This window comes from Streptomyces sp. NPDC001606 (genome assembly GCF_053596835.1).
On record NZ_JBSFHC010000014.1, the window covers coordinates 26,676 to 51,772 of the forward strand.

The following is a 25,097-nucleotide window of genomic DNA, read 5'->3' on the forward strand; positions in this document are numbered from 1 at the left end:
CGACAAGTAGGCGCTCCGTTTATCGTCTCAGTGACGAAAATCGAGGAACCAGGGGGACCCCATGGCCGACATCACCCGCCGCTTCGGCTGGCGCCATCTGCGGGGCGCGCCGACCGCGCACATCCGGCACCACCGCTCCGGACGGCTGGTCCACGACGGGCCCGGGCTCAGCTTCTGGTTCCGCGCGCTGACCGCGGCCCTCTCCGAGATCCCGGTGGACGACCGCGAACTGGCGATGACCTTCCACGCCCGTACGGCCGACTTCCAGGACGTGACCGTGCAGGCCACGGTCACCTACCGCATCGCCGACCCGGCGCTCGCCGCCACCCGGCTCGACTTCTCCGTCGACCCCGACACCGGCGCCTGGCGCGGCGCCCCGCTGGAACAGCTCGGCACCCTGCTCACCGAGACGGCCCAGGAACACGCCCTGGACGTGCTGGCCGGCACCCCGCTGTCGGCGGCGCTGACCGGCGGGGTCGCCGCGGTGCGCGAGCGCCTCGCGGCCGGACTCGCGGCGGAGCCCCGGCTCCCGGCCACCGGTATCGAGGTGGTCGCCGTCCGCGTGGTCGCCGTACGCCCGGAGGCCGAGGTGGAACGCGCGCTGCGCACACCGGCCCGGGAGCAGATCCAGCAGGAGGCCGACCGGGCGACCTACGAGCGCCGGGCGGTGGCCGTGGAGCGGGAGCGCGCGATCGCCGAGAACGAACTCGCCAGCAAGATCGAACTCGCCCGGCGCGAGGAGCAGTTGGTCGAGCAGCGCGGCACCAACGCGCGGCGCGAGGCCGAGGAACTGGCGGCGGCGGACGCCGTGCGCGCGGACGCGGAGGCCGCCCGCACGGTACGGCTCGCGGAGGCGGAGGCGGTCCGCACCGAGCGGATGACGACGGCCGAGGCCGCCCGGATGGAGCGGATGGCCGCGGCGGAGGCGGACAAGGCGGTACGGCTCGCCCGCGCGGAGGCCGAGCAGGCCCGCGAGGTCGGCGAGGCCCGGGCGCAGGCACGGGCGGCCTGGCTGCGGGTGCACGCCGACGCCGAGGTGGCCACGCTGCACGCGCTCGCCGCGATGCGGGTGGCCGAGAACCTGCCGAACATCGACAGCGTGACCATCTCGCCGGACGTGCTGACCGGGCTCCTCGCGCGGCTCGGCGGCGCACCGGAGGCCGGGGCATGAGCCTCACGCCGCGCGCCGTGCTGGTCCACCGGACCACGGAGTACGAGGAGTTGGTGGCCCGGCACGGCACGCACGGCCAGGCCGCCTTCTTCCTCGCCTCCCGGGGCCGGGACATCGAGGAGGTCGCCGAGCGGCACCGGCGGGCCCACCGGGCGCTGGCCGAGGTGGTCGCGGCGGTGCCGCTGACCTGGCGGCAGGCGCGGGTGGAGCGGGCCGACCTGGACCGGTTCCTGTTCGCCCCGGAGGACGTGGTGGTGGTGGTCGGGCAGGACGGGCTGGTCGCGAACGTCGCCAAGTACCTGGCCGGCCAGCCGGTGATCGGCATCGACGCCGATCCCGGCCGCAACCCCGGAGTCCTGGTGCGCCACCGCCCGGCGGACGCCGCGCAGCTTCTGCCGGGGGTGTATCAGACCGGCGCCGACGAACTCACCATGGTGGAGGCCGTCGCCGACGACACCCAGCGGCTGGTGGCCCTCAACGAGATCTACCTGGGCGCCGCCGGTCATCAGACCGCCCGGTACCGCCTGGGCCTCGACGGCGACGGGGGTGTCGCCGAGGCCCAGGCCTCCTCCGGGGTGCTGGTCGGCACCGGGACCGGGGCGACGGGCTGGCTCCGCTCGGTGTGGCAGGAGCGCGGCAGCCGGCTCCCGCTGCCCTCCCCCACCGAGGACCGCCTGGTGTGGTTCGTCCGCGAGGCCTGGCCGTCCCCGGCCACCGGTACGACCCTGGTGGCGGGCGACCTCACGGCCTCGGCGGCGCTGACGCTCACCGTGGAGTCCGACCGCCTGATCGCCTTCGGCGACGGCATCGAATCCGACGCCCTCCACCTCACCTGGGGCCAGACGGTCCGCCTGGGCGTGTCCGCACACCGCCTGCGGCTGGCGGGGTAGCGCCGGCCGCGCGGCGGGCTCCTACAGGCGGGGGTCGACCGGTTCCGATTCCAGGGCCAGTACGCCGAACACCGCCTCGTGCACCCGCCACAGCGGCTCCCCGGCGGCGAGCCGGTCCAGGGCTTCCAGGCCGAGGGCGTACTCGCGCAGGGCGAGGGACCGCTTGTGGTTCAGGAACCGCTGCCGCAGCCGGTCGAGCTGCTCGGGCCGGGTGTACTCGGGGCCGTAGATGATCCGCAGGTACTCGCGGCCCCGGCACTTGATGCCGGGCTGCACCAGTCGGCCCTCCGGGCTGCGCACCAGCGCGCCGACCGGCTTGACGACCATGCCCTCGCCGCCGCGCCCGGTCATCTCCAGCCACCAGTCGACACCGGCACGGACCGAGTCGGGGTCGCCGGTGTCGACGTACAGCCGCCGGGTGGTCCGCAGCAGCCCGGTGCCGTCGTGCTCCACCATCCGGTCGATCAGGGCGAGTTGCTCGTCGTGCGGCAGCGCGGCGAGGCTGCGGCCCTGGGCGGCCAGGATCTGGAACGGGGCCAGCCGGACGCCGTCCAGGCCGTCGGTGGTCCAGCAGTAGCGGCGGTAGGCGGCGGTGAACGCCGCCGCGTCGGCGGCGCGTTCCCGCTGGCGGTCCAGCAGGCCGGTGACGTCGACGCCCCGGGCGGCGGCGGTCTCCAGCGCGGTCAGCGCGCTCGGGAACACCGCGCCGGAGGCGGCGCCCACGGCCGCGTACTGGCTGCGCAGCAGCCCCGCGGCCTTCAGCGACCAGGGCATCAGCTCGGCGTCCAGCAGCAGCCAGTCCGTGGCCAGTTCGTCCCACAGGCCCGCGGCCCCGATCGCCGAGCGAAGCCGGCCGAGGATCTCCTCGGTGACGTTCTCGTCGTCGAAGAACGGCCGCCCGGTACGGGTGTAGAGGGACCCGGTCGGGCCTCCCCCACTCTCGGCTTCGCTCGAGCGGGAGGTGCCCCCAGCGCCGAACCGCTCGCGCGCCGTCGCCGCGTCCCGGCACACCAGGGCCACGGCCCGCGAGCCCATGTGCTTCTCCTCGCACACGACCCGCTCGACCCCGTCCCGCGCGTAACTCGCGAACGCCTCGACCGGATGCTCCAGGAAGTGCCCATCAGCGGCTCCGCCGCGGGCATCCACCGTGGAGGTCGCCGTCGGCGCCATGGTCGGCGGCAGGTACGGCAGCAGGCGCGGGTCGACCGCGAAGCGGCTCATGACCTCCAGCGCCGCCGCCGCGTTCTCCTCGCGGAGCGCCACCAGCCCCGCGTGCCGGGTCTCCACCGCCCGGCGGCCGTGCACGTCCGCCAGGTCCAGCGGGCGGCCGTCCAGACCGCCCGGTGCCTCGGTGCGCAGCGGCCTCGCCGGCTCGTACCAGACCCGCTCGGCCGGTACGTCGACCAGCTCGCGCTCCGGCCAGCGCAGCGCGGTCAGTCTGCCGCCGAAGACGGCACCGGTGTCCAGGCAGATGGTGTTGTTCAGCCAGCTCGCCTGCGGGACGGGGGTGTGGCCGTAGACCACCGCCGCCCGGCCCCGGTACTCCTCCGCCCACGGGTAGCGCACCGGCAGCCCGAACTCGTCGGTCTCGCCGGTGGTGTCGCCGTACAGGGCGTGCGAGCGGACCCGGCCGGAGGTGCGGCCGTGGTACTTCTCGGGCAGCCCGGCGTGGCAGACGACCAGCTTGCCGCCGTCGAGGACGTAGTGGCTGACGAGTCCGTCGAGGAACTCCCGCACCTCCTGCCGGAACTCCTCGCTCTCCCCCTCCATCTGCGCGATGGTCTCGGCCAGTCCGTGGGTGTGCTGGACCTTGCGGCCCTTGAGGTAACGGCCGTACTTGTTCTCGTGGTTGCCGGGCACGCACAGGGCGTTGCCCGACTTCACCATCGACATCACCCGGCGCAGCACCCCGGGGCTGTCCGGGCCGCGGTCGACGAGGTCGCCGACGAAGACGGCGGTACGGCCCTCGGGGTGGACTCCGTCGACGTAGCCCAGCTTGCCGAGCAGGGACTCCAGTTCGGCGGAGCAGCCGTGGATGTCGCCGACGATGTCGAAGGGGCCGGTGAGGTGCGTCAGGTCGTTCAACCGCTTCTCGGTGACGACGGTGGCCTGCTCGGCCTCCGCCGGGCCGCGCAGCACATGCACCTTGCGGAAGCCCTCGCGCTCCAGATGGCGGAGCGAGCGGCGCAGTTCGCGGATGTGCCGCTGGATGACCCGGCGTGGCATGTCCGCGCGGTCGGCGCGGGCCGCGTTGCGCTCGGCGCACACCTCTTCCGGCATGTCCAGCACGATGGCGATGGGCAGGACGTCGTACGTCCGGGCGAGTTCGATCAGCTGGCGCCGGCTGTCCTGCTGCACGCTGGTGGCGTCCACCACGGTCCGGCGGCCGGCCGCCAGCCGCTTGCCGGCGATGTAGTGCAGGACGTCGAAGGCGTCCCGGGTCGCGCTCTGGTCGTTCTCGTCGTCACAGACCAGTCCGCGGCAGAAGTCCGAGGAGATGACCTCGGTGGGCTTGAAGTGCCGGCGGGCGAAGGTCGACTTGCCGGAGCCGGAGGCGCCGACGAGGACGACGAGGGAGAGGTCGGTGACGGGAAGGACCCGCCGCTTGCTGTCGGTCGCCTCGGTCATGCTGCCTTCGCCTCCTTCACGGCGTCGAGGGTGAACACTGCCATCTGGGTGGGCGGTCCCACCTCGGGGTCGTCGGGGCCGACGGGACGGAACTCCACGGCGTAGCCGTGCCGTTCGGCAACGGCGGCCGCCCAGGCGCGGAACTCCTCGCGGGTCCACTCGAAGCGGTGGTCGCCGTGGCGCACATGTCCGGCCGGGAGGGTCTCCCAGCGGACGTTGTACTCGACGTTCGGGGTGGTCACGAGGACCGTGCGCGGGCGGGCGTGCCCGAACACCGAGTACTCCAGCGCGGGCAGCCGGGGCAGGTCGAGGTGTTCGACGACCTCGCTGAGCACGGCGGCGTCGTAGCCCTTGAGCCGGTTGTCCGTGTAGGCGAGCGAGCCCTGGACGAGCCGGACCCGCGAGGCCTGCCGCTCGCCCATGCGGTCCAGCCCGAGCCGCCGCCCCGCGATGGCCAGCGCACGCATCGACACGTCGACGCCGACGATCTCGGTGAACCGCGCGTCCTTCAGCAGCGCCTGCACCAACTGGCCCTGGCCGCAGCCGAGATCGAGCACCCGGGCGGCACCGCAGGCGCCCAGCGCCTCGATGATCGCGTCCCGGCGCTGCACGGCGAGCGGGGTCGGCCGCTCCTCCGTCTCGGTCTCCTCGCCGACCGCGTTGTCGATGTCCTCGACCTCGCTGTCGTCGGCCTCCGCGAGCCGCACCAGCTCCAGCCGCTCCATCGCCTGCCGGGCCAGCGACCAGCGGCGGGACAGATAGCGGCCGACGATCAGCTTCTGCTCCGGGTGCCCGGGCAGCCAGCCCTCGCCGGCCCGCAGCAGCTTGTCCACCTCGTCGGCGGAGACCCAGTAGTGCTTGGCGTCGTCGAGCACCGGCAGCAGGACGTACAGATGGCGCAGCGCCTCGGCGAGGGTCAGCGTCCCGGCCTGAAGGGCCAGGCGGACGTAGCGCGAGTCGCCCCATTGCGGGAACTCGCTGTCCAGGGCGACCGGTTCGGCGGTCACCGCCCAGCCGAGCGGCTCGAACAGCCGGCGGACCAGTTCCGGTCCGCCGCGGGCGGGCAGCGCGGGAATCTCGATGCGCAGCGGCAGCGGGGTGACGGCCCGCTCGGGGCGGGCGGTGCAGACCCCACGCATCGCGCTGGAGAAGACACCGCTCAGCGCGACCGCGAGCAGCGAGGACGCGGCGTAGGGCCGGTCGTTGACGTACTGCGCGAGCGCCGCGTCGGGGGCGCCGCCGCGGCCCTTGCCCTTGCCCCGCCGGACCAGCGCGACCGGATCGATCTCCAGGAGCAGCGCGGCCGTGCAGCGCGTGTCGTCCGCCTCGGGGTAGAAGACGTGCGCGGTGCCATGGGAGGTGGAGAACCGCTGCGCCTTGTCAGGGTGCTTGTGCAGCAGGAATCCGAGGTCGGTGGCCGGGCGGGCGGAGTCGCCGTGCGTGGAGATCGTCAGGAACACGCCATCGAGTCTGTCGCTCCCCCTCCGCGGCGACCACTGGTTTTCCGCACCCCGCTAGCCGGCGTCCTCCTTCTTCCAGGGGCCGATGCCGAGCCGGCCGGTGGTACCGAGGTCCAGTTCGGGGGTCACCGTCACGGGCGCGGCGCCGGGCCTGGCCCACACCCGTACATAGGGCGCGTTGACGGGGTCGCCGGCCTCGGTGGTGTTGCGCCAGACGAGGACGGCGTAGGCGCGCTCGCCGGGGGCGAGGGTGAGGGGTCGCGGGGTGCCGTCGGCGCCGGTGCTGGTGGCGACGCTTTCGCCGGGGACGACCCGGACGCCGGTGACGGGTGCGTGGTCGGCGCCGAGGACGCGGAGCGCGGGGCGGCCGTCGAGGGCGTACGGGCGTGTGCCGCAGTTCTCCAGGTGCAGGCCGACGACGCGCAGCCCCATGGCGGCGTCGCCCTGGTCGGGGTAGAGGCGTGTCCCGGAGGCCGGGCAGGGGCCGCCCTGGGAGGGCGCTTCGGCGGTGGGGACGCTGCGCACCTGCTCGACCGACACGCCGGTCACGGCGGAGGCGTCCGCGGGCAGTTCGCCGAGTACGACGCTGCCGCGGGCGGTACGGCCCGGTCCGACGGCCGGCACGGTCTGCCGCGCGATGCCGGTGCCGTCGCCGGGCGCGGGCCGGAAGCGGAAGGTGACGGTGTAGGTCATCGCCGTCCGCTCGGGGTTGGTGACCGTGAAGTCGGCGAAGAAGCGGCCGCTCCGGCAGCCGTGGCCGCCGCCGGACACGCCGGTGATCGTCACCCCGTCCCGGGTCAGGGTGGCGGCGGGCAGCGGCTGCGGGGTGCCGGTGGCGGAAGGGCAGCGGGGTTGGGCGCCGGTCCCGCCCGGGCCGGCCGTCTTCGAGCCGCAGCCCGTCAGCGCGAGCAGGGTCACCGCCGCGGCGGCACGGAGGAGCGGGGTTCGGCGCATCCGGTGATCGTCGGCCGGGGCGGACCGGCCGGCGTAGGGCGGAGGCCACAGTTCCTGTCACAGCCCTGTCACAGGGCGGCTCGGGTGGCGTCCGGGGTGCTCAGGACTCCTGGTCGATGACCGTCCGGGCCTTGTCGAGGGCGCGGGCGTCCGCGGCGAGCACCCGGTCGAGGTCGGCCTTGTGCCTGCCGATGGCGGCCTTCTGGGCGCGGATGTCGATGGTGTGCACGGTGCGGATGTAGTCGGTGTCGAGCTTGCAGCGGGCGTCGGCGGTCGCGGTCTTCGTCTCCTTCTCCGAAGGCCCGTCGGTCCGGTGCCAAGCGAAGTCGTCGGTGGCCTGGTCGGGATCGGAGTAGTGGAAGCCCTTCTTCTTCATACAGGCCGACCAGGCGCGGTCGGCCTTCTTCCAGGCCGGGTCCTTCCGCGCCTCTTTGTGGGACTCGTACCAGAGTTCCATGGCCAGCGCGAAGGAGCCGGTGAGCTTCAGCTTGCCGACCTTCGTCGCCTTGGGCGGCGCGCCGTACAGCGTGCGGGTCGCCCGGCCCAGGCAGCCGCCCTCGGGGATGGCGTGACCGTGGGCGAGGTGGCTGTCGCCGGAGCCGAAGGCGCCGGTGAGCGCGAGGTACTGGTCGTCGGGCCACTCCTGCGGCTGGCTGTCCTTCTCCGGGTCGCGGAGGTGGTAGCCGCGCTGGGCCGCCAGATCGGGGTCGTCGACGCCGTACGGGCTGTCGTCACCGACCGAGCTGCTGAGCGGGGCGTTTCCCTTGCGGACCGGGTAGGTCGACTCGACGGTGCTGGTGTCGAGCGCCGAGAAGCCGGCGTACCCGAGACCGATCATGCACCGCTTGGCCAGCAGCCACTGCGCCTTGACGATGGCCTTCCCGTCGTCCGAGGCCGGGTCCGGCAGATAGCTGTGCAGCGGGAACGCCGCCATGGTGTTGAGTCGCCGGGCCTGCTCGGCATGGTCGTCGTCATGACCGGTGAACTGGCATGCCGTCAGGGCCAGCAGGCCGGTGAGGGCGAGGGGGAGCACTTTGCGCACCCGGTCATACGATCAGCTCGCGATCACCGGCGCTGTGATGGAGCCCACAGTTCCGTCACAGGTTCCACGGATACGGCACACCGTGCGGCGCTCGCACCGGCCGCTGTGATCTCCGCCATGGCCGCCGGAACCCGGACCTGATGGAGTGAGCGCCTGTCAACTGACCACTGACGCAAGGGGAACGAACCATGACGACCAGTCGAGGGATGCGCGTGGGCGGCAGAGCCGTCGCCACGGCGGCGGCCGGTGCCGTCCTCGCCACGGGGATCCTCGCGGCCGCACCGGCCCAGGCGGCGCCCGCGGCACGGCCGCACACGTCTGCGACCGCGCCGTCGCGCGTGTCCGCCGCGGCGCCGCAGGTGTCGGCGCAGGGCGCGTACGCGATGAACGCGGCCACCGGCAAGGTGCTGTTCACCAAGGCCGCCACCGCACCGCTGCGCACCGGCTCCACGACGAAGATCATGACGGCGCTCGTGGTGCTGTCGCAGCCCAAGCTGAACCTCGACCGGAAGGTGAAGATCAAGAAGGAGTACACGGACTACGTGATCGACCCGGTCACCCATGTCCAGCGCTACTCCAGCGCGCGTCTGGTCCTCGGTGACTCGATGAAGGTGCGCGACCTGCTGTACGGGCTGATGCTGCCGTCGGGGTGCGACGCTGCCTACGCGCTGGCGGACACCTACGGCACCGGCTCGACGACGGCCGCCCGCACCAAGTCCTTCATCGCCAAGATGAACGCCAAGGCCCGTGAACTGGGCCTGACCAACACCTACTTCGACTCCTTCGACGGGGTGTCGAACGGCAACAACCACGCCTCGCCGCGCGACCTGGCGAAGCTGGCCGCGACCGCGCTGAAGAACGCGACGTTCAAGAAGGTCGTCGGCACCAAGAAGTACGCCGACATGACGTCGTACCGGCCCGGTGGCGGCACCACCGCCATGGCCCCCTGGAAGAACACGAACACCCTGCTCGACACCTACAAGGGCGCCATCGGCGTGAAGACCGGCTCCGGTACGGAGGCCGGGTTCTGCCTGGTGTTCGCGGCCACCCGGGGCGGCAAGACCGTCGTGGGCACGATCCTCGCGGACACCTCGGTGGACCAGCGGTTCAAGGACGCGACGAAGATCCTCGACTACGGCTTCGCCCAGCGCGGCTGAATGCCCCGTCCCCCTGGCCCGGGCCAAGCCGGCCCGGGCCAGAGGGCTGCCGCGGGGGCGTTACGACAGCTGCGACTGGACCTGGGCGGAGATCAGCTCCAGGTGGTCCAGGTCGTCGAGGTCCAGGATCTGGAGGTAGATCCTCCGGGAGCCGATCTCGGCGTACCGGCCGATCTTGTCGACCACCTCGGCCGGGGAACCGGCGAGTCCGTTGACCTTCAGCTCCTCCACCTCACGGCCGATGGCGGCGGCACGCCGGGCCACCTCCTGGTCGTCCCGGCCGACGCAGACCACGAGGGCGTTGGAGTACGTCAGCTCGTCCGCGGCCCGCCCGGCCTCCTGGGCGGCGGCGCGCACCCGGCCGAACTGCCGCTCGCTGTCCTCGACCGAGGCGAACGGCATGTTGAACTCGTCCGCGTACCGGCCGGCCAGCCGCGGCGTGCGGGTCGCGCCGTGACCGCCGATGAGCACCGGGATCCGCCGCTGGGCCGGCTTGGGCAGCGCGGGCGATTCGGTGAGGTCGTAGTACCTCCCGTGGAAGTCGAAGGTCTTGCCCACCTCGGTGGCCCACAGCCCGGTGACGATCGCCAGCTGCTCCTCCAGCCGCCCGAACTTCTCCTTCGGGAACGGGATGCCGTACGCCTTGTGCTCCTCCTCGAACCAGCCCGCGCCGAGGCCCAGCTCGACCCGGCCGCCGGACATCTGGTCCACCTGGGCGACCTGGATGGCGAGCACACCGGGCAGCCGGAAGGTGCCCGCGGTCATCAGGGTGCCGAGGCGGATGCGCCGGGTCTCGCGGGCGAGTCCGGCGAGCGTGATCCAGGCGTCCGTGGGGCCGGGCAGTCCGTCGGAGCTGCCCATGCGGAGGTAGTGGTCGCTGCGGAAGAAGGCGTCGAAGCCGAGGTCCTCGGTGGCCTTGGCCACGGTGAGCAAGGTGTCGTAGGTGGCCCCCTGCTGGGGCTCGGTGAAGATTCGAAGGTCCATACATCCATCCTGCACGCCCCGGGCGCCGTCAACCTCGCCGGTGCCTCGTGGCACGGCGGTCCCCGGTCGGGTGAAATTCGCCGCCCCGCGCGCGGGCCGGGTGCCGGGCCGGTGACCGGCCCCGGTGATGATCGTTGGGCCGTCGGAGCCGGACCGTCCGGCACCCGCGCCGGACGGTGGCCGCCGTCGCGCGTCAACACGCCGGCCCTGCCGGGGCCGGGGGCCGAGGAGGCCGTCATGTCCGAAGAGTCGGTTCCGCCGCAGGGTGGCCCGGCCGGTCAGCCGAGTGGCTCCGCCGGCCGGCCCAAGGGGCTGCTGGAGCAGATGGAGGAGCTGATGGCCGCGCTGAACGCGGATCTGTCGGCCCTGGCGGATCTTCAGACGGGGGGACCGCGGCGGACCCCGGCCGGCGAGGCGGAGCTGGGCACCACCTGACCCCGCGGCCGCCGCCGCCGGCGGCACCGCACCGGACACGCCGTCGACGCCCTTGCCGCATCCCGTGCCCTCGCTTGCTTCTCTCAGCCGTACTCCCGCTCGGGTAACGCCTCCTCGCGCGCGGCCAGCTTGCGCAGCATCTCCAGGACGCGGTCACGGGACTCGTCGGCCGCGTCGATGGCCTCCATGCACTGCCAGTACGTGGTCTCGTCGGCCGCGGTGCTGGCCAGGCCGACCAGGGTGATGCCGACCTCGGCGAGCAGCCCGCCCAGGCACAGCAGGGTCTCGCGGGCGTCGGTCAACCCGGTCAGCTGGGCGGCGCGCAGATCGCCGGGGTCGAGTTCGGGCGGGTCCAGGACGCCGCAGCCCCGGCCCGCCAGCTCGGTCAGGCCGAGCGCCTCGCCGCGCAGCTCAGGCGGACCGGAGACGGCGAGCCGGCTGCCGATCGCCTGGGCCAGGGCCTGTGCCTGCCATACCTCCGCCATCAGCTCCGGCGCGTCGGTGCCGCCCGTCAGGGCGCGCCGGCTCGTGAGGATCAGACCTATCGCTTCCACGCCGTACCCCCGTCCGTCCACCGCGCTGCCTCGCACGGCCGAGTGAACTCTTCTGTTCACTACCCAGAGTGAGGGTCTGTGGGGCGAAAAGCCAGAGGAAGACGGAAATCTGTGGACAACAATTCGGAATCGCCCCAGGAGTCAACTCCGGAGAGTGATACCGGAGTTGGAGGGTCCGGTCTCGTCCGCTCCCGGTCCGCTTCATGGTTCGCCGCGGGGGAAGCGCTGTTCGTTGCGGTCGATCTTGGCGTCGAGGGCGGTGAGCGGGTCGATGCCGAGCACCTGGCAGAACTGGAGGAGGTAGGCGAGGACATCGGCGACCTCGTCCCGGACGCGGTGCGCGGTGTCGGGGTCCTCCATCACCCGGGCCGACTCCTCCGGGGTCAGCCACTGGAAGATCTCGACCAGTTCGGAGGCCTCCACGCTGAGCGCGGCGGCGAGGTTCTTGGGGGTGTGGTAGGGCTGCCAGTTCCGGGCGGCGGCGAACTCGGCCAGCCGGCGCTGGAGTCGGGCCAGGTCAGGGTGTTCCGTCACGGTTCAGGTGTACCACCGTGACGCCGGGGGTCCCGGTGGCCCACGAGGCGTCGCTCACCGCGGCGAGACAGCGGATGTGTCCGCGCTCGCCCATCCTGGCCGCCGTCGTCAGCAGTTCCCGGCGCTGTACGGGGTCGAGGGCGCGGTCGAAGCCGTCGGTGACGACCGTGAGGGTGCGCAGCGCGTCGGGCACCTCGCCGGGCGCGTCCAGGTCGAGGACGCCGGGGCCGGTGAGCAGGATCAGGGTGAGCGCCAGATAGCGCAGTTCGCCGTCGCCGAGGCGGGCCAGCTCGGTGCGGAAACCGTCGCCCCGGTCGAGCACCGCCCGGACCGTGCCGTCGGCGAGCGGCTCGGCCACCAGGTCGGTCACCGGGCCGGCGCAGCCCGCGCGCAGCGCCTCGACCAGCTGGCCGTGGCGCCGTCCGCACTCCGCGCGGGTGCGCCACAGCACGTCGGCGAGGTTGTCGCAGCCGGGCAGGAGCCGGCCGGAGCCGGTGGGGACGGGGGTGCGCATGCAGTCGGGGCGGGGGTCGCAGGAGAAGACCGAGCGCAGGGCGACGACCATCTGCTCGGCCGCGGCCAGCACATGCCGCTGCCCCTCCGTCTTGCCGGCCACGCGCAGCGGCAGCAGGGCGGTGCCGAGACGGTCGTCGGGGAGCGGCGCGCGGGTCACCGGGGCGGAGCCGGCGGTGTGCCAGGCGGCCTGGACGGTACGGCGTCCCGGGTCGCGCAGGGCGGTCTCCAGCAGGACGGTGCCGCCCGCGCTCAGCCGCTCCCCCACGATCCGCAGCTCCGGTTCGGCCTGTACGGCGAGGTCCAGCCGGACCGGTCCCTGGGCGCCGTCGGCGGTACAGCCGATACGGAAGCCGCGCCGGCCCTCGGCGTCGGGGCGGGCCCGCTCGGGCACACAGGCGACCGGGTCCGCGAAGACCGCCCGGAGCGGGGCGCCGGAGCCGAGCCGCGCGAGCGCCTCGCAGGCCGCGAGCGCGGTGGACTTGCCCGCCCCGCTGGGTCCCGCGAACACGGTGACCGGCCCCAGCGGAAACCCGGCCCGGCGATGCCCGGCGAAGGCCGACAGCCGCAACTCGGTGATTCTGGCGCGGACATCGACGGTGCGACGGGACTGCGCGGGAACGGTCCCGGCGGACACGGAAGGCACAGAGGGCACGGCCATGTCCGGACCGTAAGTCTCCCCCCACCCGCCGAACCGTTTTCCCACCGTCACGTTCCACCGATCGAGGGAAGCGGCGGCTCCCACGACGACCAAGCGCTCCACTCCGACGGGAGTGGAGCGCCGTCCGTGCCGGTCAGCCGCCGGAGGCTTCCATCAGGCCGCTGACTTCCGTGCCGGGCGGGGTGAGGAGGAAGACGTTGCGGTCGACGCGGTGCATCCCGCTGCCCAGGCCGAAGACGACGCCGGTGCTGAAGTCGAGGACGCGCTTGGCGACCTCGCTCTCCGCGCCGGACAGGTCGAGCAGCACCGGCGCGCCGGCCATCACGGTCTCGGCGACCTCCCGGGCGTCCGCGAAGACGTTGACCCGCAGCACCACGAAGCGGCGCCGCGTCTCCGTCTCGGCGTCGGGCAGCGAGCGGTGGTTCACCGCGGACGGCCAGGCGTCCCGGCCCCGCAGCGGCACGACCTGGGCGAGCCCTTCCCACTGTTCATCGGTGACGTCGTAACGGTTCACCGGCTCCCCCCGACCTGACTCGCACTCAATGCCTGCACCAGCCAATTCTTACGCCAAGTCACCCGTTCGGCCCAACAACGACACGGTGTGCGACCGCTCCGGCACGGCTGCACCGCACCGACCTGCGCCACTTATCCGAATACGCCCGCTTCTTGCCGCCCTCATACCGTTCTCTTCACCTGTGGACACGTGTCGTTCAGACGCCGTCGATAGCGTCCGCGCGTGCACTTGGCAGAAACACCACAGGTGACACCCGGCCGGCGGACACAGTCGGCGGTGTCCGCCGTCCCGGGGGTCCGCACCCAGAGCCCCGACGCCCCCGCGCAGTGGCACCGCGTCCTGACCCTCCTCGCCGACGTCAGCCTCTTCATCGGCACCCGCACGGTGTGGACCCAGGCCGCCTCGCACCGGGTGGTCCTCGCGGGCGTCATCTCCCTGTGCTACGCCGCCATCCTGGTGACCGGCGTGCTCACGCTGACGGTCCGCCGGACGCGCTCCCTGGCCCGCCTGGACCTCGTGGTGCTGGTGACCGCGATCGTGCTCACCCTGTGCACCTGGGCGCTCAACCACGCGGGCGGCGACGAGGCCGTCCTCACCACCCAGGCCGCCAGGGAACTGGCCGGCGGACACCAGGTGTACGACCAGCCGTGGCCCTGGCTGTTCCACGGCAAGGGCGTCGCCCTGACCCCGACGACGACGGGCGGTTACGACTTCACCTACGGCTATCCCCCGCTGGCCCCGCTGCTCACCGCGCCCTTCCTGTGGCTGGGCCACGGCGGCGCGCCGGCGACCCTCGCGGTGACGGTCGTGCTGATCGCGGGCGCGGTCCTGCTGTGGCGGCTGCTGCCGGTGCCGTGGCGCTCGGCGGCGACGATGCTCTGCCTGGGGTTCGGCTTCCTGCCGATGTACGCCCGCCAGGGCTATCCGGCGATCGTCGGCATGGTGCTGCTGATGCCGGTGGTGGTGTGCTGGCCACGGCTCGGGGCGCGCGGCCGGCTCGGCGCGTACGGCGTCGTACGGGCCGTATGCCTGGGGGCCGCCTGCGCGGCCCAGCAACTGCCGTGGTTCGTCACGCCGTTCCTGCTGGCCGGGATCTACGCGGTGCGCCGGGGCGAGCTGGGCGGGCGGGCCGCCGCGCGGGTGGTGCTGCGGTTCGCGGGGATCGCGGTCCTCGCCTGGCTGGTGATCAACGCGTACTTCGTGGTCAGTGAGCCGGGTCCGTGGATCAGGGGCATCGCGCTGCCGCTGACGCAGGGGGCGCTGGTGCACGGTCAGGGCCTGGTGGGCATCTCGCTGTACTTCACGCACGGCAGCGACCGGCTCGACTGGTACGGCCACGCGAGCGTGCTGCTCGCCGCGGCCCTGCTGGCGCTGTTCGTGCTGTTCGTCCGGCGGCTCGGCCCGGCCGCGACCGTGCTGCCCTGGTGCGCGTTCTTTCTGGCGACCCGCTCCCAGGACGGCTATTACCTGCTGATGACGCCGCTGTGGCTGGCGGCGGCGGTCACCGTGCCGCTGTCGGAGTTCACGCGCGCGTGGCAGCCGCGGCCCCGCTGGGCGGCCGGGCCGCGACGCCGGCCGGCCCTGGCCGCGGCGGTCGTGCTGCTGGTCGCGCCCGCGCTGGTGAGCGCGACGCTCGGGGCCACGGGCAGGCCGCCGCTGCGGATGGACATCACCGGGGTCCGGCACGCCTCCGCGCGCACGCTGTCGGCGCTGACCGTACGGGTCACCAACACGGGCGACGACGCGCTCACGCCGTACTACATGCTCACCGTCGGCCAGGGCATGAACCGGTTCTGGTCCCTGGCGCACGGGCCGGCCACGATCCCCGCCCACACCACGGCGACCGTCGAGCTGCGGGCGCCGTCCGGGAGTTTCCCGGTCCCCGCGAAGCGGAGCGCACACCTGCGCCTGCGCGCGTTCACGGCGACCCCGCAGACGCTGTCCAGCCGGGATGTGCGCCGGGCCGAGCTGGGCGACGCGGGCTGACCCAGGGCCGCCTCAGCTTCAGTCGGCGGTGCGGGTGAAGCGGAGGGCGGCGGTGACGGTGGTCGGCCCGGACATCATGCCCAGCGGGTTCTTGCCGACGCCGAACCGCTCGCGGTCCACGGTAAACTCGGCCTCCAGGGTGAGCGCGCCGGCGCTCGCGTCGGACAGGCGCGCGGTGAACGACACGGGGTTGGCGACGCCCCGCACGGTCAGCCGGCCGGAGACGCGGACGCGGTCGCCGTCCTGGCGTTCGGCGCTGTCGACGGCGAGGGTGATCTCCGGGTGGTGGCCGGCGTCGAAGAAGTCGGCCGAGCGCAGGTGCTCGTCCCGCTTGGCGCTCTTGGTGTCCAGCGAGGCCACCTCCAGGGTCAGGGTGCCGGTGGCGGAGCCGTCGGGCCGCACCACGCCGCTGCCGGCGACCGTGGCGAAGGTGCCCTGCACGGTGGCCAGACCCCAGTAGGTCTTGTGCCGCAGGCCCACGGTGGACGCGGTGGGGTCGAGTTGCCAGGTGCCTGTTTCCACGGCGACCGTCACGGTCGTCCTCCTCGATCGGTTGGCCACTTGGGGACGGCCCCACGCTAGCCGCTCATCCAAATTTGAACAACCCGATCATCCAGATTTGAACAATCGGCTCGCCCAACCATGAACTCTCACTCATCCAAAATTGGACAAGGCGGTAGACTCGGCGTATGCCCGCCTCCGACACCGACGCCCCCGACCAGCAGCCCGCCTGCCCCGCCGCCGGAACGGGCCAGGGACTGCTCCCGGATGAGCTGCGGGCCTGGATGGTCGTCCTGGCCGCGACGGGCGCGGTGGAGCAGCGACTGCGCTCGGCCGTACGGGAGACCCTGGACGTCTCCCACGACGAGTTCCTGATCCTGTGCCTGCTGGCCGAACACCCCCGCGAGGGGCTGCGCATGACCCAGGTGGCCGACTTCCTCGGCCGCCCCAAGACCCGGCTCACCTACCAGGTCGCCTGCCTCCAGCACGCCGGGCTGGTCAGCCGCGGCTCGGTCCGCGGCGACAAGCGGGGCGTGGTGATCGCCCTCACCGACAAGGCGCGCGAGCTGCTGCGCGAGACCTCCGTCCTGCTCGCCCGCTCCGTCCGGGAGGCCCTCGCCGACTCGATGGGCCCCGAACAGCGCGCGGCCATGTGCGCCTTGGTGCCGGGCTTCGAGGAGGCGTAGGGCCCCTCCTCCCCCGCGGCCCGCGATTGTCAGTGGGGCTCGGCATGATGGAGGCCGGAGCGGGAGGGGGACGCGGTGGAGGACATGACGGCGGCCGAACTCCAGGGCACCTTCGAGCTGTCGAGCGGGGCCTGGGAGCGGATCAGCGCAGCACCGGGGATGATCGAGCCGATCGACCCGCAGTACACGGACGGGGTCACCAAGTGGCCGGCGCACGGCTTCGCCCGCTGGCTGGCCCGCCGGCACCCGGAGCTGTCCGGGGCCGTTCCCGCCCTGCTGCGTCCCGCCCCCGACACCAAGCCCGACTACCTCGGCGGCCGGTACGCGGCCTCCGACGAGGTGGGACACGACCGGGAGCACTTCGCGGGGCTGTGGCAAACCGGCGCGGGGGTGGTGGCGGTCGTCTATCCGCGCGGCCATGTCCGCACCCCGCGCGACCTCCTCGAGTTCCACGCCGACGCCGTCACCGTCGTGGTCGTACAGACGCAGTACGACCTGTACGGCCCCGCCCTGGAGGCGGTCGACCGCGACCGCCCCGAGCTGCCGTACGAACCCCGGTGGTCGGAGATCGCGGCCCACATCGGCACACAGGTGCCGTGGTGGCCGGTCGAGTTGCGCAGGCCGGAGCATCTCCTCGCCTGGCGGCCGGGCGACCGGCCCACGCCCGTCGACGTGGTCACCTCGCCCTCCTGGGAGCCGCTCTACGAGCTGGCGCGGGCGGAGCCGGAGGGCTCGGCGGTGCGCGGAGCCTGCTTCACCATCGGCCACGAGATCAGGACCCGGTCCGCCGAGTCGGCCGAGCACGAGGTGACGGGCATCCTCGAGAAGCGGGCCAGGCACCCCAGGACGGCCGCCGAGCGCGCCGCGATGGTCCTCCCGGCCGTCCCCTCGGCCGAGGACCCCGGGCGGTCCGAGACGGTCCCGGCCGACGTGGTCGCGCGGGGCCTCGCGGAGCTGTGCGCCCGCACCGACGACGAGGCGGTGGAGTGCCTGGAGCAGATCAGCATGTGGAGCGGCGAGCACTTCCCCTTCGGCGGGGTCTTCAGCATCGTCCGCTCGCGCGTCACCCGCGAGGCCGCCGAGTGGATCAACCGGCTGCGCCGGGTCAGCCCCACCGCGATCCACCGCCTCTGGACACGCGACGGCGCCACCCCGGTGGGCGCGTTCGTGGATCCCGTCACCGGCAGTCCGGTGGTGGCCTTCAAGGGGCGCTTCAGCTCCCGGGACAGACGTGAGATCAGCTACCTCGGCAGCGCACCCAAACGGCTGCCCGCGGGATCCGTCCTGAAGGAGGTCGTGCTGGACGACCCGATCTGGGTCCGCACCACGGACGGCGTCCTGTATCCCGCGCCGAGCATGGACGCGCCCGGACTCTCCTGGGGCTACCGCGGATCGGGCCCCCGCACCCTCGCCACCTGCGTGGGCCGGCTGCTGGACGACGGGTCGGCCCACGCGGTCACCTACGGCACGGACCGCGACGACGAGCCGGGCCTGACCGCGTACTTCACGCGCGGGCACAAGCCGGGCACCCGCATCCCGCGCAGACGGCTCGAAGCCGCACGCGCCTCGGCCACGCCGGACCCCACCCTCTGAAAGGTCATCCCCAACCATGCCGGGACGCCACCCGACCCTGCCGTGGGACAGCGCCTTCCCCTTCGCCTACGGCCAGGAGGCCGCGGCCTACGAGGCCGTGGTCGACCTCTGTCTGCGCGAACCCGCCATAGCGCGGCGCCTGGGCAAGCGGCCGCAGGCCACCGCGGAGAACGTGCGCGCGAACATGCTGACGGAGGCGAACGTGCGCCGGGCCGTCCGGCCCTGCCTGGAGCACCAGCAGCGGTTCCGCGCCGCACTGCGGCGCTACGAGGACGCCCGGGACCGGCGGGACTATCTGCACGACCCGCCGGCCCCCGAGACCTTCGTCCTCCTCGGCCTGACGGCCTGCCTCCTGCTGGCGCTCCTCCTGGCCCCCTGGACCATGGTCGCGGGTGCCGCGGCAGTGCTGGCCGCGGCCGGATACGCCGTCCGGCGCGATCCGCGGTGGCGCATGCGGGTGCGGCACAACGCCGGAGAAGCCCTGCTGAGCGCCGTCGTCCCGGTGTACGAGAGGCTGGCCGACTCCCGGGGACAGACATGGCGGCGCGAGTTGCAGGCCAAGGGCGTCGGTCCGTTGATGGCCCGGGTGGTCGAGGCGCTCCTCGGCGAGGACAGCGACTCCCTGCTGCTGCCCGACGGCTACGAGGGGCTGCGCTCCCCGCGCAACCGGCAGTACGTCATCGAGAACGAGGCCGCCCGACGGCTCACCCGCAAGGTGGCCCAGCGCGAGGGCGGCACCATCGCCGTGAGCGGGCCGCGCGGCGCGGGCAAGTCGACGCTGCTGGAGAACTGCGCGGAGGAGGCCGACTTCGCGGTCGTGGTCCAGGCACCGGCGACCTACTCCCCGTACGAGTTCCTGGTCTCGCTGTACATCGAGGTCTGCGAGCAGTACCTGCGGGACGGCGACTACGACGTGCCCGAGTTCGCCCGGCTGTCGACCGTCGGCCGGGTCGCCCGCCGACTCGCCCCGCCGCTGCGGCGTCTGACGCGGTATCTCGGCTTCGCCCTGCCGGCGGCCGCGCTGGTGGCCCTCGGCCTGGCGGCCGCCGTCCGGTCCGTACGGGTGCGCTACACGGACACCGTCCGGCATCACGCACAGGATCTGTGGGCCCATCTCTGCCATGCCGTGCGGGAGGTCTGGCAGGGGCACCAGGTCCTGGCGGCCCTGGCGGTCGTCGGGGCCGGCGTGCTGATCTGGCGCTCGCGCCGATGGCGGGGCTGGGGCGGGCTGCTCACGTCACTGCGCGCCACGGGCGCCGACCTGACCGGCCGGCTCCTCGTCGGCGCGGCGCCCGTCTCCCTCTTGTTCGACGGCGACATCCTGCGGCACGTCGAGGAGGCGGGGGCAGTCCCCTCGTGGACCGTGACCGCCCTCATGTTTGTCGCGATGCTCCTGGCCGTCGGATTCGCCTTCGACCCCTTGTGGACCATCGGCCCGTTCACCTTCGAGGGCCGCCCGTTCCTCGTCGCCCTCTTCGTCCTCGATCTGGTCCCGTTCTACTGGACCCCGGCGGGGCACGCCCTGGTGACCGACCCCGGCAACCCGCTGCGCGTGGGCTGTCTGCTGCTCGGTCTGCTGCTGCTCAGGGCCGGCCGACTGACACTGCGCCGGCCGGAACCGCCGCTCGTCACCCGGTGCCGCAACGAGCTGTACCGGCTCCAGACGGTGCAGTCCTCCTCGCTCGCCCTGACCAGCGGTCCGCCCGCCCTGGTGTCCTCCCACACCTCCTCGCTGTCCACGGTGCCGCCCGCGCTGCCCGCGCTGGTGTCCGACTTCCGGGAGCTGCTCACCGACATCGCGCGGGAGCGGTACGCCCGCAAGGGCCGTGTCGTCATCGCCGTGGACGAGATCGACCGGCTCGGCTCGGACACCCAGGCCCTGGCGTTCCTCGGCGAGATCAAGGCGATCCTGGGCGTCCCCCATGTGCACTACCTGATCTCGGTGGCCGAGGACGTCGGCGCCTCCTTCGTCCGCCGTGGGCTGCCGCACCGCGGGGTGACGGACAGTTCCCTGGACGACATCGTCCATGTGCCGCCCTGCACGCTCGCCGAGTCGAAGAACATCCTCGAACGCCGCGCGGCAGGGCTGTCGGAGCCGTACAGCCTGCTGGCGCACGCGCTGTCGGGCGGGATCCCCCGCGACCTCATCCGCTACGGCCTGCGGATCATGGAGATCGAGGAGAAGACGCGGTTCTTCGAGCTGACCGACATCTCGCGGCAGATGATCCTGGAGGAGCTGGCGGAGACGCTGGCCGGGTTCCGCACGCTGCTCGGCAAGCAGCAGTGGACCCGTGAGACCAGTGAGGTGCTGCTGACCTTCCGTTCCCTGATGGACCATTTCCGGCAGCTGTGTCCGTGTCCGTCCACCGAACTCCACCAGGCGCTGCGGCACGTGGCGTTCTACGACCTCGAGGAGCGGCTGGGCAGCGCCGCCCAGGACGTTCCGGAGGAGGTCCGCCGGCTGGTCGACGAGGCGTCGGCCTACGTGCTCTTCTCGCTCACGCTGCTGGACGTGTTCGGCACCCCCGACTTCGCCCGCCGCAGGGCCCGGGCGGCCCGCCACGCCGACGGCGACCCGGATCTGCTGGCGCAGGCCAGACACGAGCTGGAGATCTCGCCCTACAGCGCGCGCTCCCTGATCACGGCGATCAGGGCGGCCTGGGGGGTGCCGCACCACTCGGGGCGGACCGTCTCCGCGCTGCCCCGGCCCAGACGGTCGCCCTGTGCGCTGCACCCGGTCGGCGGCGCCGCGCCCGGTGGGCCCGACACGGAGGAGAGGGGCGGGTCACAGAGGCAGAGGGAGCAACGTCACAACCCGGAGCCCCCTGCGAGCTGAGCACTTGCCCTAGCATCCGACCCATGACGGTCCTGCCTGACGACGGGCTCTCCCTGGCCGCCGAGTTCCCTGACGCGACGCACGAGCAGTGGCAACGCCTGGTCGAGGGTGTGCTGCGCAAGTCGGGCAAGGAAGTCTCGGGTACGGCCGCTGAGGACGCCCTGTCCACGACGCTGGAGGACGGGCTGCGCACCCGGCCCCTCTACACCGCGCGCGATGCCGCGCCCGACCCCGGTCTGCCGGGCTTCGCCCCCTTCGTGCGGGGCGGCCGCCCCGAGGGCAGCACGGCCGGCGGCTGGGACGTACGGCAGCGGCACAACGTACTCGCGGACGGCGCCGTCCTGGCCGACCTGGAGAACGGCGGCACCTCGCTGTGGCTGGTGCTCGGCGAGGGCGGCATCCCGGTCGACGGGCTGGAGCGGGCGCTGGAGGGGGTCTATCTCGACCTGGCGCCCGTCGTACTGGACGCCGGCCGGGACACCGAGGCCGCCGCGGCGGCGCTGCTGGCTCTGTACGAGAAGCGGGGCGTCGGCGCCAAGGACGCGCGCGGCAACCTGGGCGGTGACCCGCTCGGCTACGAGGCCCGTACCGGCACCGCGCTGGACTTCGCGCCGTACGCCACCCTGGCCGCGCGCTGCGCCGAGACGTATCCGGGCGTGCGCGCGCTCACGGTGGACGCGCTGCCGTACCACGAGGCGGGCGGCTCGGCCGCGCAGGAGCTGGGCGCCTCGCTCGCCACCGGTGTGGCCTATCTGCGCGAGCTGACCGAGGCGGGGCTGAGCGTCGAACAGGCCGCCGGACAGCTGGAGTTCCGGTACGCGGCCACCGCCGACCAGTTCCTGACCGTCGCCAAGCTGCGCGCGGCGCGCCGGCTGTGGGCCCGGGTCGCCGAGGTGTGCGGGGCGCCGGAGGCCGGCGCGCAGGTGCAGCACGCGGTGACCTCGCCGGTGATGATGACCCGCCGCGACCCCTGGGTGAACATGCTCCGCACGACGGTCGCGACGCTGGCCGCCGGGGTCGGCGGAGCCGACGCGGTCACCGTGCTGCCGTTCGACCACGCGCTCGGTCTGCCGGACGCGTTCGCCCGCCGGATCGCCCGCAACACCTCCACGATCCTCATCGAGGAGTCCCACCTGGCCCGGGTCATCGACCCGGCGGGCGGCTCCTGGTACGTGGAGCGGCTGACCGCCGACCTCGCCGAGGCCGCCTGGCGGTTCTTCCGGTCGATCGAGCGCGACGGCGGCCAGGCGGCCGTGCTGCGCTCCGGCCGGCTGCGCACCGACCTCGCGACGACCTGGGCGGAGCGCTCCAAGCGGCTCGCCAAGCGACGCGAACCCATCACCGGCGTCAGCGAGTTCCCGCTGCTGGCCGAGAAGCCGGTGGAGCGCGAACCGGCGCCCGAGCCGCCGTCCGGCGGACTGCCGCGGGTGCGCCGCGACGAGGCGTACGAGGAGCTGCGCGCCCGTTCCGACGCCCATTTCGCGGCCACCGGAGCGCGCCCGCGCGTCTTCCTCGCCACCCTGGGCTCGGCCGCCGAGTACACCGCGCGCGCCACCTTCGCCGCCAACCTCTTCCAGGCGGGCGGCATCGAACCGGTCACCGAGGGCCGCTTCGAGGACAGCGGCGCCACCGAGGCCGTGCTGTGCTCCAGCGACGCCGTCTACGCCGAACAGGCCGCGCAGGCCGCCGAGTCGCTGCGGGCGACCGGGGCCCGGCATGTGTTCCTGGCCGGCCGGCCGGGTGATCACGCCGGCATCGACTCGTACGTCTTCGCGGGCTGCGACGCCGTCGACGTGCTGTCCGCGACCCTCGACCGCATGGGAGTGTCCTGATGGGAATCCCCGACTTCTCCGGCATCGAGCTGGGGGCCCCGGTCGCCGACGGCAGTGCCGAGCAGTGGCGTGCGGCGGCCGGCGGCGCAGAGCAGCTGTGGGAGACCCCGGAGGGCATCGGGGTCAAGCCGCTGTACACCGGCAGTGACCTGGAGGGCCTGGACTTCCTGGGCACCTACCCGGGCATCGCGCCGTATCTGCGCGGCCCGTACCCGACGATGTACGTCAACCAGCCCTGGACCATCCGCCAGTACGCGGGCTTCTCCACCGCCGAGGAGTCCAACGCGTTCTACCGGCGCAACCTGGCGGCCGGCCAGAAGGGCCTGTCGGTCGCGTTCGACCTGCCCACGCACCGCGGTTACGACAGTGACCACCCGCGGGTGACCGGTGACGTCGGCATGGCGGGCGTGGCCATCGACTCCATCTACGACATGCGGCAGCTGTTCGACGGCATCCCGCTGGACAAGATGACCGTGTCGATGACGATGAACGGTGCCGTACTGCCGGTGCTGGCGCTGTACATCGTGGCGGCGGAGGAGCAGGGCGTACCGCCCGAGAAGCTGGCCGGGACCATCCAGAACGACATCCTCAAGGAGTTCATGGTCCGCAACACCTACATCTATCCGCCGAAGCCGTCGATGCGGATCATCTCCGACATCTTCGCGTACACCTCGCAGCGGATGCCCCGGTACAACTCCATCTCCATCTCCGGCTACCACATCCAGGAGGCGGGTGCGACGGCCGACCTGGAGCTGGCGTACACGCTCGCGGACGGGGTGGAATACATCCGGGCGGGCCGGGAAGCGGGCCTGGACGTCGACGCGTTCGCGCCGCGCCTGTCCTTCTTCTGGGCGATCGGCATGAACTTCTTCATGGAGATCGCCAAGCTGCGGGCGGCGCGCCTGCTGTGGGCCAAGCTGGTCTCCCAGTTCGAGCCGAAGAACACCAAGTCGCTGTCGCTGCGCACCCATTCGCAGACCTCGGGCTGGTCGCTGACCGCGCAGGACGTGTTCAACAACGTCACGCGTACGGCCGTGGAGGCGATGGCGGCGACCCAGGGCCACACCCAGTCGCTGCACACCAACGCGCTGGACGAGGCCCTCGCCCTGCCGACGGACTTCTCGGCGCGCATCGCCCGCAACACCCAGCTGCTCATCCAGCAGGAGTCGGGCACCACTCGGGTCATCGACCCGTGGGGCGGCAGCGCCTATGTGGAGCGGCTGACGTACGACCTCGCCCGCAAGGCCTGGGCGCACATCCAGGAGGTCGAGCAGGCGGGCGGCATGGCGCAGGCCATCGACGCCGGCATCCCGAAGCTGCGCGTGGAGGAGGCGGCGGCCCGCACCCAGGCCCGCATCGACTCCGGCCGCCAGCCGGTGATCGGGGTGAACAAGTACCGGGTCGACAGCGACGAGCAGATCGAGGTGCTCAAGGTCGACAACTCCTCCGTGCGCGCCCAGCAGATCGAGAAGCTGCGGCGGCTGCGCGCGGAGCGGGACGAGCAGGCCTGCCGGGACGCGCTGGACGCGCTGACCCGGGCCGCCGACGGCACCGAGAACCTGCTGGAGCTGGCGGTGCGCGCGGCCCGCGCGAAGGCGACCGTCGGCGAGATCTCGGACGCCCTGGAAAAGGTGTACGGGCGGCACGCGAGCCAGATCCGTACGATCTCCGGCGTGTACCGCAACGAAGCAGGCCAGTCCCCGTCCGTGGACCGCACCCGGGCCCTGGTGGAGAGGTTCGAGGAGGCGGAGGGCCGCCGGCCGCGCATCCTGGTCGCCAAGATGGGCCAGGACGGCCATGACCGCGGCCAGAAGGTGATCGCGACCGCCTTCGCCGACCTCGGCTTCGACGTCGACGTCGGCCCGCTGTTCCAGACGCCGGAGGAGGTCGCCCGGCAGGCGGTGGAGGCCGACGTGCACGTGGTCGGGGTGTCCTCGCTGGCCGCCGGTCACCTCACCCTCGTCCCGGCGCTGCGCGAGCGGCTGAAGGAGGAGGGCCGGGAGGACATCATGATCGTGGTCGGCGGTGTCATCCCGCCGCAGGACGTGCCGACGCTGCGGGAGATGGGCGCGGCGGAGGTGTTCCTGCCCGGCACGGTGATCCCGGACGCGGCCCACGACCTGGTCCGGCGGCTGGCGGCCGACCTCGGCCACGAGCTGTAACCCC

General features: G+C 73.0%; 20 protein-coding genes. 10 read left to right on the forward strand and 10 right to left on the reverse strand.

Features of this window, described 5'->3' with window-relative positions:
* The first annotated feature begins 61 nt into the window (after window positions 1-61).
* On the forward strand, window positions 62-1,171 hold the full coding sequence (locus ACWCV9_RS24230) for an SPFH domain-containing protein (protein ID WP_450789462.1): 1,110 nt from the start codon (window positions 62-64) through the stop codon (window positions 1,169-1,171).
* Complete coding sequence (locus ACWCV9_RS24235) at window positions 1,168-2,061, forward strand: hypothetical protein (RefSeq protein ID WP_450789464.1); 894 nt, start codon at window positions 1,168-1,170, stop codon at window positions 2,059-2,061. Before ACWCV9_RS24230 ends, ACWCV9_RS24235 begins: the two co-directional genes overlap by 4 nt.
* A gap of 21 nt (window positions 2,062-2,082) precedes the next feature.
* Here the strand turns inward: ACWCV9_RS24235 and ACWCV9_RS24240 are convergent, their stop codons facing one another.
* The 4 genes from ACWCV9_RS24240 to ACWCV9_RS24255 all read right to left on the reverse strand — a co-directional run bounded on the left by ACWCV9_RS24240 (window position 2,083) and on the right by ACWCV9_RS24255 (window position 8,145).
* The gene (locus ACWCV9_RS24240) at window positions 2,083-4,689 is read right to left on the reverse strand and encodes a polynucleotide kinase-phosphatase (protein WP_450789466.1); all 2,607 of its coding nucleotides are present in this window, start codon (window positions 4,687-4,689) and stop codon (window positions 2,083-2,085) included.
* Window positions 4,686-6,149, reverse strand: coding sequence for a 3' terminal RNA ribose 2'-O-methyltransferase Hen1 (locus ACWCV9_RS24245; RefSeq protein WP_450789468.1), 1,464 nt, complete (start codon window positions 6,147-6,149; stop codon window positions 4,686-4,688). Before ACWCV9_RS24245 ends, ACWCV9_RS24240 begins: the two co-directional genes overlap by 4 nt.
* Before the next feature lie 54 nt (window positions 6,150-6,203).
* A complete protein-coding gene (locus ACWCV9_RS24250) occupies window positions 6,204-7,103 on the reverse strand; it encodes a DUF4232 domain-containing protein (protein WP_450789469.1) in 900 nt (299 codons plus the stop codon).
* A gap of 100 nt (window positions 7,104-7,203) precedes the next feature.
* Entirely contained in the window at window positions 7,204-8,145 is a 942-nt protein-coding gene (locus tag ACWCV9_RS24255; RefSeq protein ID WP_450789471.1) for a hypothetical protein, read from the reverse strand.
* 188 nt (window positions 8,146-8,333) lie between these two features.
* Between ACWCV9_RS24255 and ACWCV9_RS24260 the strand changes: the two genes are divergently transcribed.
* Window positions 8,334-9,302, forward strand: coding sequence for a D-alanyl-D-alanine carboxypeptidase family protein (locus ACWCV9_RS24260; protein ID WP_450789472.1), 969 nt, complete (start codon window positions 8,334-8,336; stop codon window positions 9,300-9,302).
* Window positions 9,303-9,362: 60 nt separating this feature from the next.
* Here the strand turns inward: ACWCV9_RS24260 and ACWCV9_RS24265 are convergent, their stop codons facing one another.
* Window positions 9,363-10,286: an LLM class F420-dependent oxidoreductase gene (locus ACWCV9_RS24265; protein WP_450789474.1), complete on the reverse strand. Its 924-nt coding sequence runs from the start codon at window positions 10,284-10,286 to the stop codon at window positions 9,363-9,365.
* Between the two features lie 237 nt (window positions 10,287-10,523).
* On the opposite strand from ACWCV9_RS24265, the gene ACWCV9_RS24270 reads away from it, so the two are divergent.
* Window positions 10,524-10,721: a hypothetical protein gene (locus tag ACWCV9_RS24270; protein ID WP_450789475.1), complete on the forward strand. Its 198-nt coding sequence runs from the start codon at window positions 10,524-10,526 to the stop codon at window positions 10,719-10,721.
* Between the two features lie 83 nt (window positions 10,722-10,804).
* On the opposite strand, the gene ACWCV9_RS24275 is transcribed toward ACWCV9_RS24270, so the two are convergent.
* The 4 genes from ACWCV9_RS24275 to ACWCV9_RS24290 form a co-directional block, all read right to left on the reverse strand.
* On the reverse strand, window positions 10,805-11,275 hold the full coding sequence (locus ACWCV9_RS24275; RefSeq protein ID WP_385840520.1) for a DUF6099 family protein: 471 nt from the start codon (window positions 11,273-11,275) through the stop codon (window positions 10,805-10,807).
* A 201-nt stretch (window positions 11,276-11,476) separates the two neighbouring features.
* On the reverse strand, window positions 11,477-11,809 hold the full coding sequence (locus tag ACWCV9_RS24280; RefSeq protein ID WP_450789478.1) for a nucleotide pyrophosphohydrolase: 333 nt from the start codon (window positions 11,807-11,809) through the stop codon (window positions 11,477-11,479).
* Window positions 11,793-12,983 carry an AAA family ATPase gene (locus tag ACWCV9_RS24285; protein ID WP_450789479.1) on the reverse strand — a complete coding sequence of 397 codons (1,191 nt, stop codon included), beginning with the start codon at window positions 12,981-12,983 and terminating at the stop codon, window positions 11,793-11,795. Before ACWCV9_RS24285 ends, ACWCV9_RS24280 begins: the two co-directional genes overlap by 17 nt.
* A 133-nt stretch (window positions 12,984-13,116) precedes the next feature.
* Window positions 13,117-13,497, reverse strand: coding sequence for a cell division protein SepF (locus ACWCV9_RS24290; protein WP_385840517.1), 381 nt, complete (start codon window positions 13,495-13,497; stop codon window positions 13,117-13,119).
* 276 nt (window positions 13,498-13,773) lie between these two features.
* Here ACWCV9_RS24290 and ACWCV9_RS24295 point away from each other — a divergent pair, with 276 nt between their 5' ends.
* Complete coding sequence (locus tag ACWCV9_RS24295; protein WP_450789481.1) at window positions 13,774-15,483, forward strand: hypothetical protein; 1,710 nt, start codon at window positions 13,774-13,776, stop codon at window positions 15,481-15,483.
* An 18-nt stretch (window positions 15,484-15,501) separates the two neighbouring features.
* Here the strand turns inward: ACWCV9_RS24295 and ACWCV9_RS24300 are convergent, their stop codons facing one another.
* Window positions 15,502-16,017, reverse strand: a complete 516-nt coding sequence (locus ACWCV9_RS24300; RefSeq protein WP_450789483.1) for a YceI family protein — start codon at window positions 16,015-16,017, stop codon at window positions 15,502-15,504.
* A 155-nt stretch (window positions 16,018-16,172) separates the two neighbouring features.
* On the opposite strand from ACWCV9_RS24300, the gene ACWCV9_RS24305 reads away from it, so the two are divergent.
* The 5 genes from ACWCV9_RS24305 to scpA all read left to right on the forward strand — a co-directional run bounded on the left by ACWCV9_RS24305 (window position 16,173) and on the right by scpA (window position 25,093).
* Window positions 16,173-16,670, forward strand: a complete 498-nt coding sequence (locus ACWCV9_RS24305; protein WP_450789484.1) for a MarR family winged helix-turn-helix transcriptional regulator — start codon at window positions 16,173-16,175, stop codon at window positions 16,668-16,670.
* A gap of 75 nt (window positions 16,671-16,745) precedes the next feature.
* Window positions 16,746-18,263 (forward strand): hypothetical protein, encoded by a 1,518-nt coding sequence (locus ACWCV9_RS24310; RefSeq protein WP_450789486.1) that lies wholly within the window; start codon window positions 16,746-16,748, stop codon window positions 18,261-18,263.
* A gap of 16 nt (window positions 18,264-18,279) precedes the next feature.
* Window positions 18,280-21,099, forward strand: a complete 2,820-nt coding sequence (locus tag ACWCV9_RS24315; protein WP_450789488.1) for a hypothetical protein — start codon at window positions 18,280-18,282, stop codon at window positions 21,097-21,099.
* Window positions 21,100-21,122: 23 nt separating this feature from the next.
* Window positions 21,123-22,931: a methylmalonyl-CoA mutase family protein gene (locus tag ACWCV9_RS24320; RefSeq protein ID WP_450789490.1), complete on the forward strand. Its 1,809-nt coding sequence runs from the start codon at window positions 21,123-21,125 to the stop codon at window positions 22,929-22,931.
* A complete protein-coding gene (gene scpA, locus ACWCV9_RS24325; RefSeq protein WP_450789492.1) occupies window positions 22,931-25,093 on the forward strand; it encodes a methylmalonyl-CoA mutase in 2,163 nt (720 codons plus the stop codon). The genes ACWCV9_RS24320 and scpA overlap by 1 nt, the downstream gene beginning before the upstream one ends.
* Window positions 25,094-25,097 lie beyond the last annotated feature (4 nt).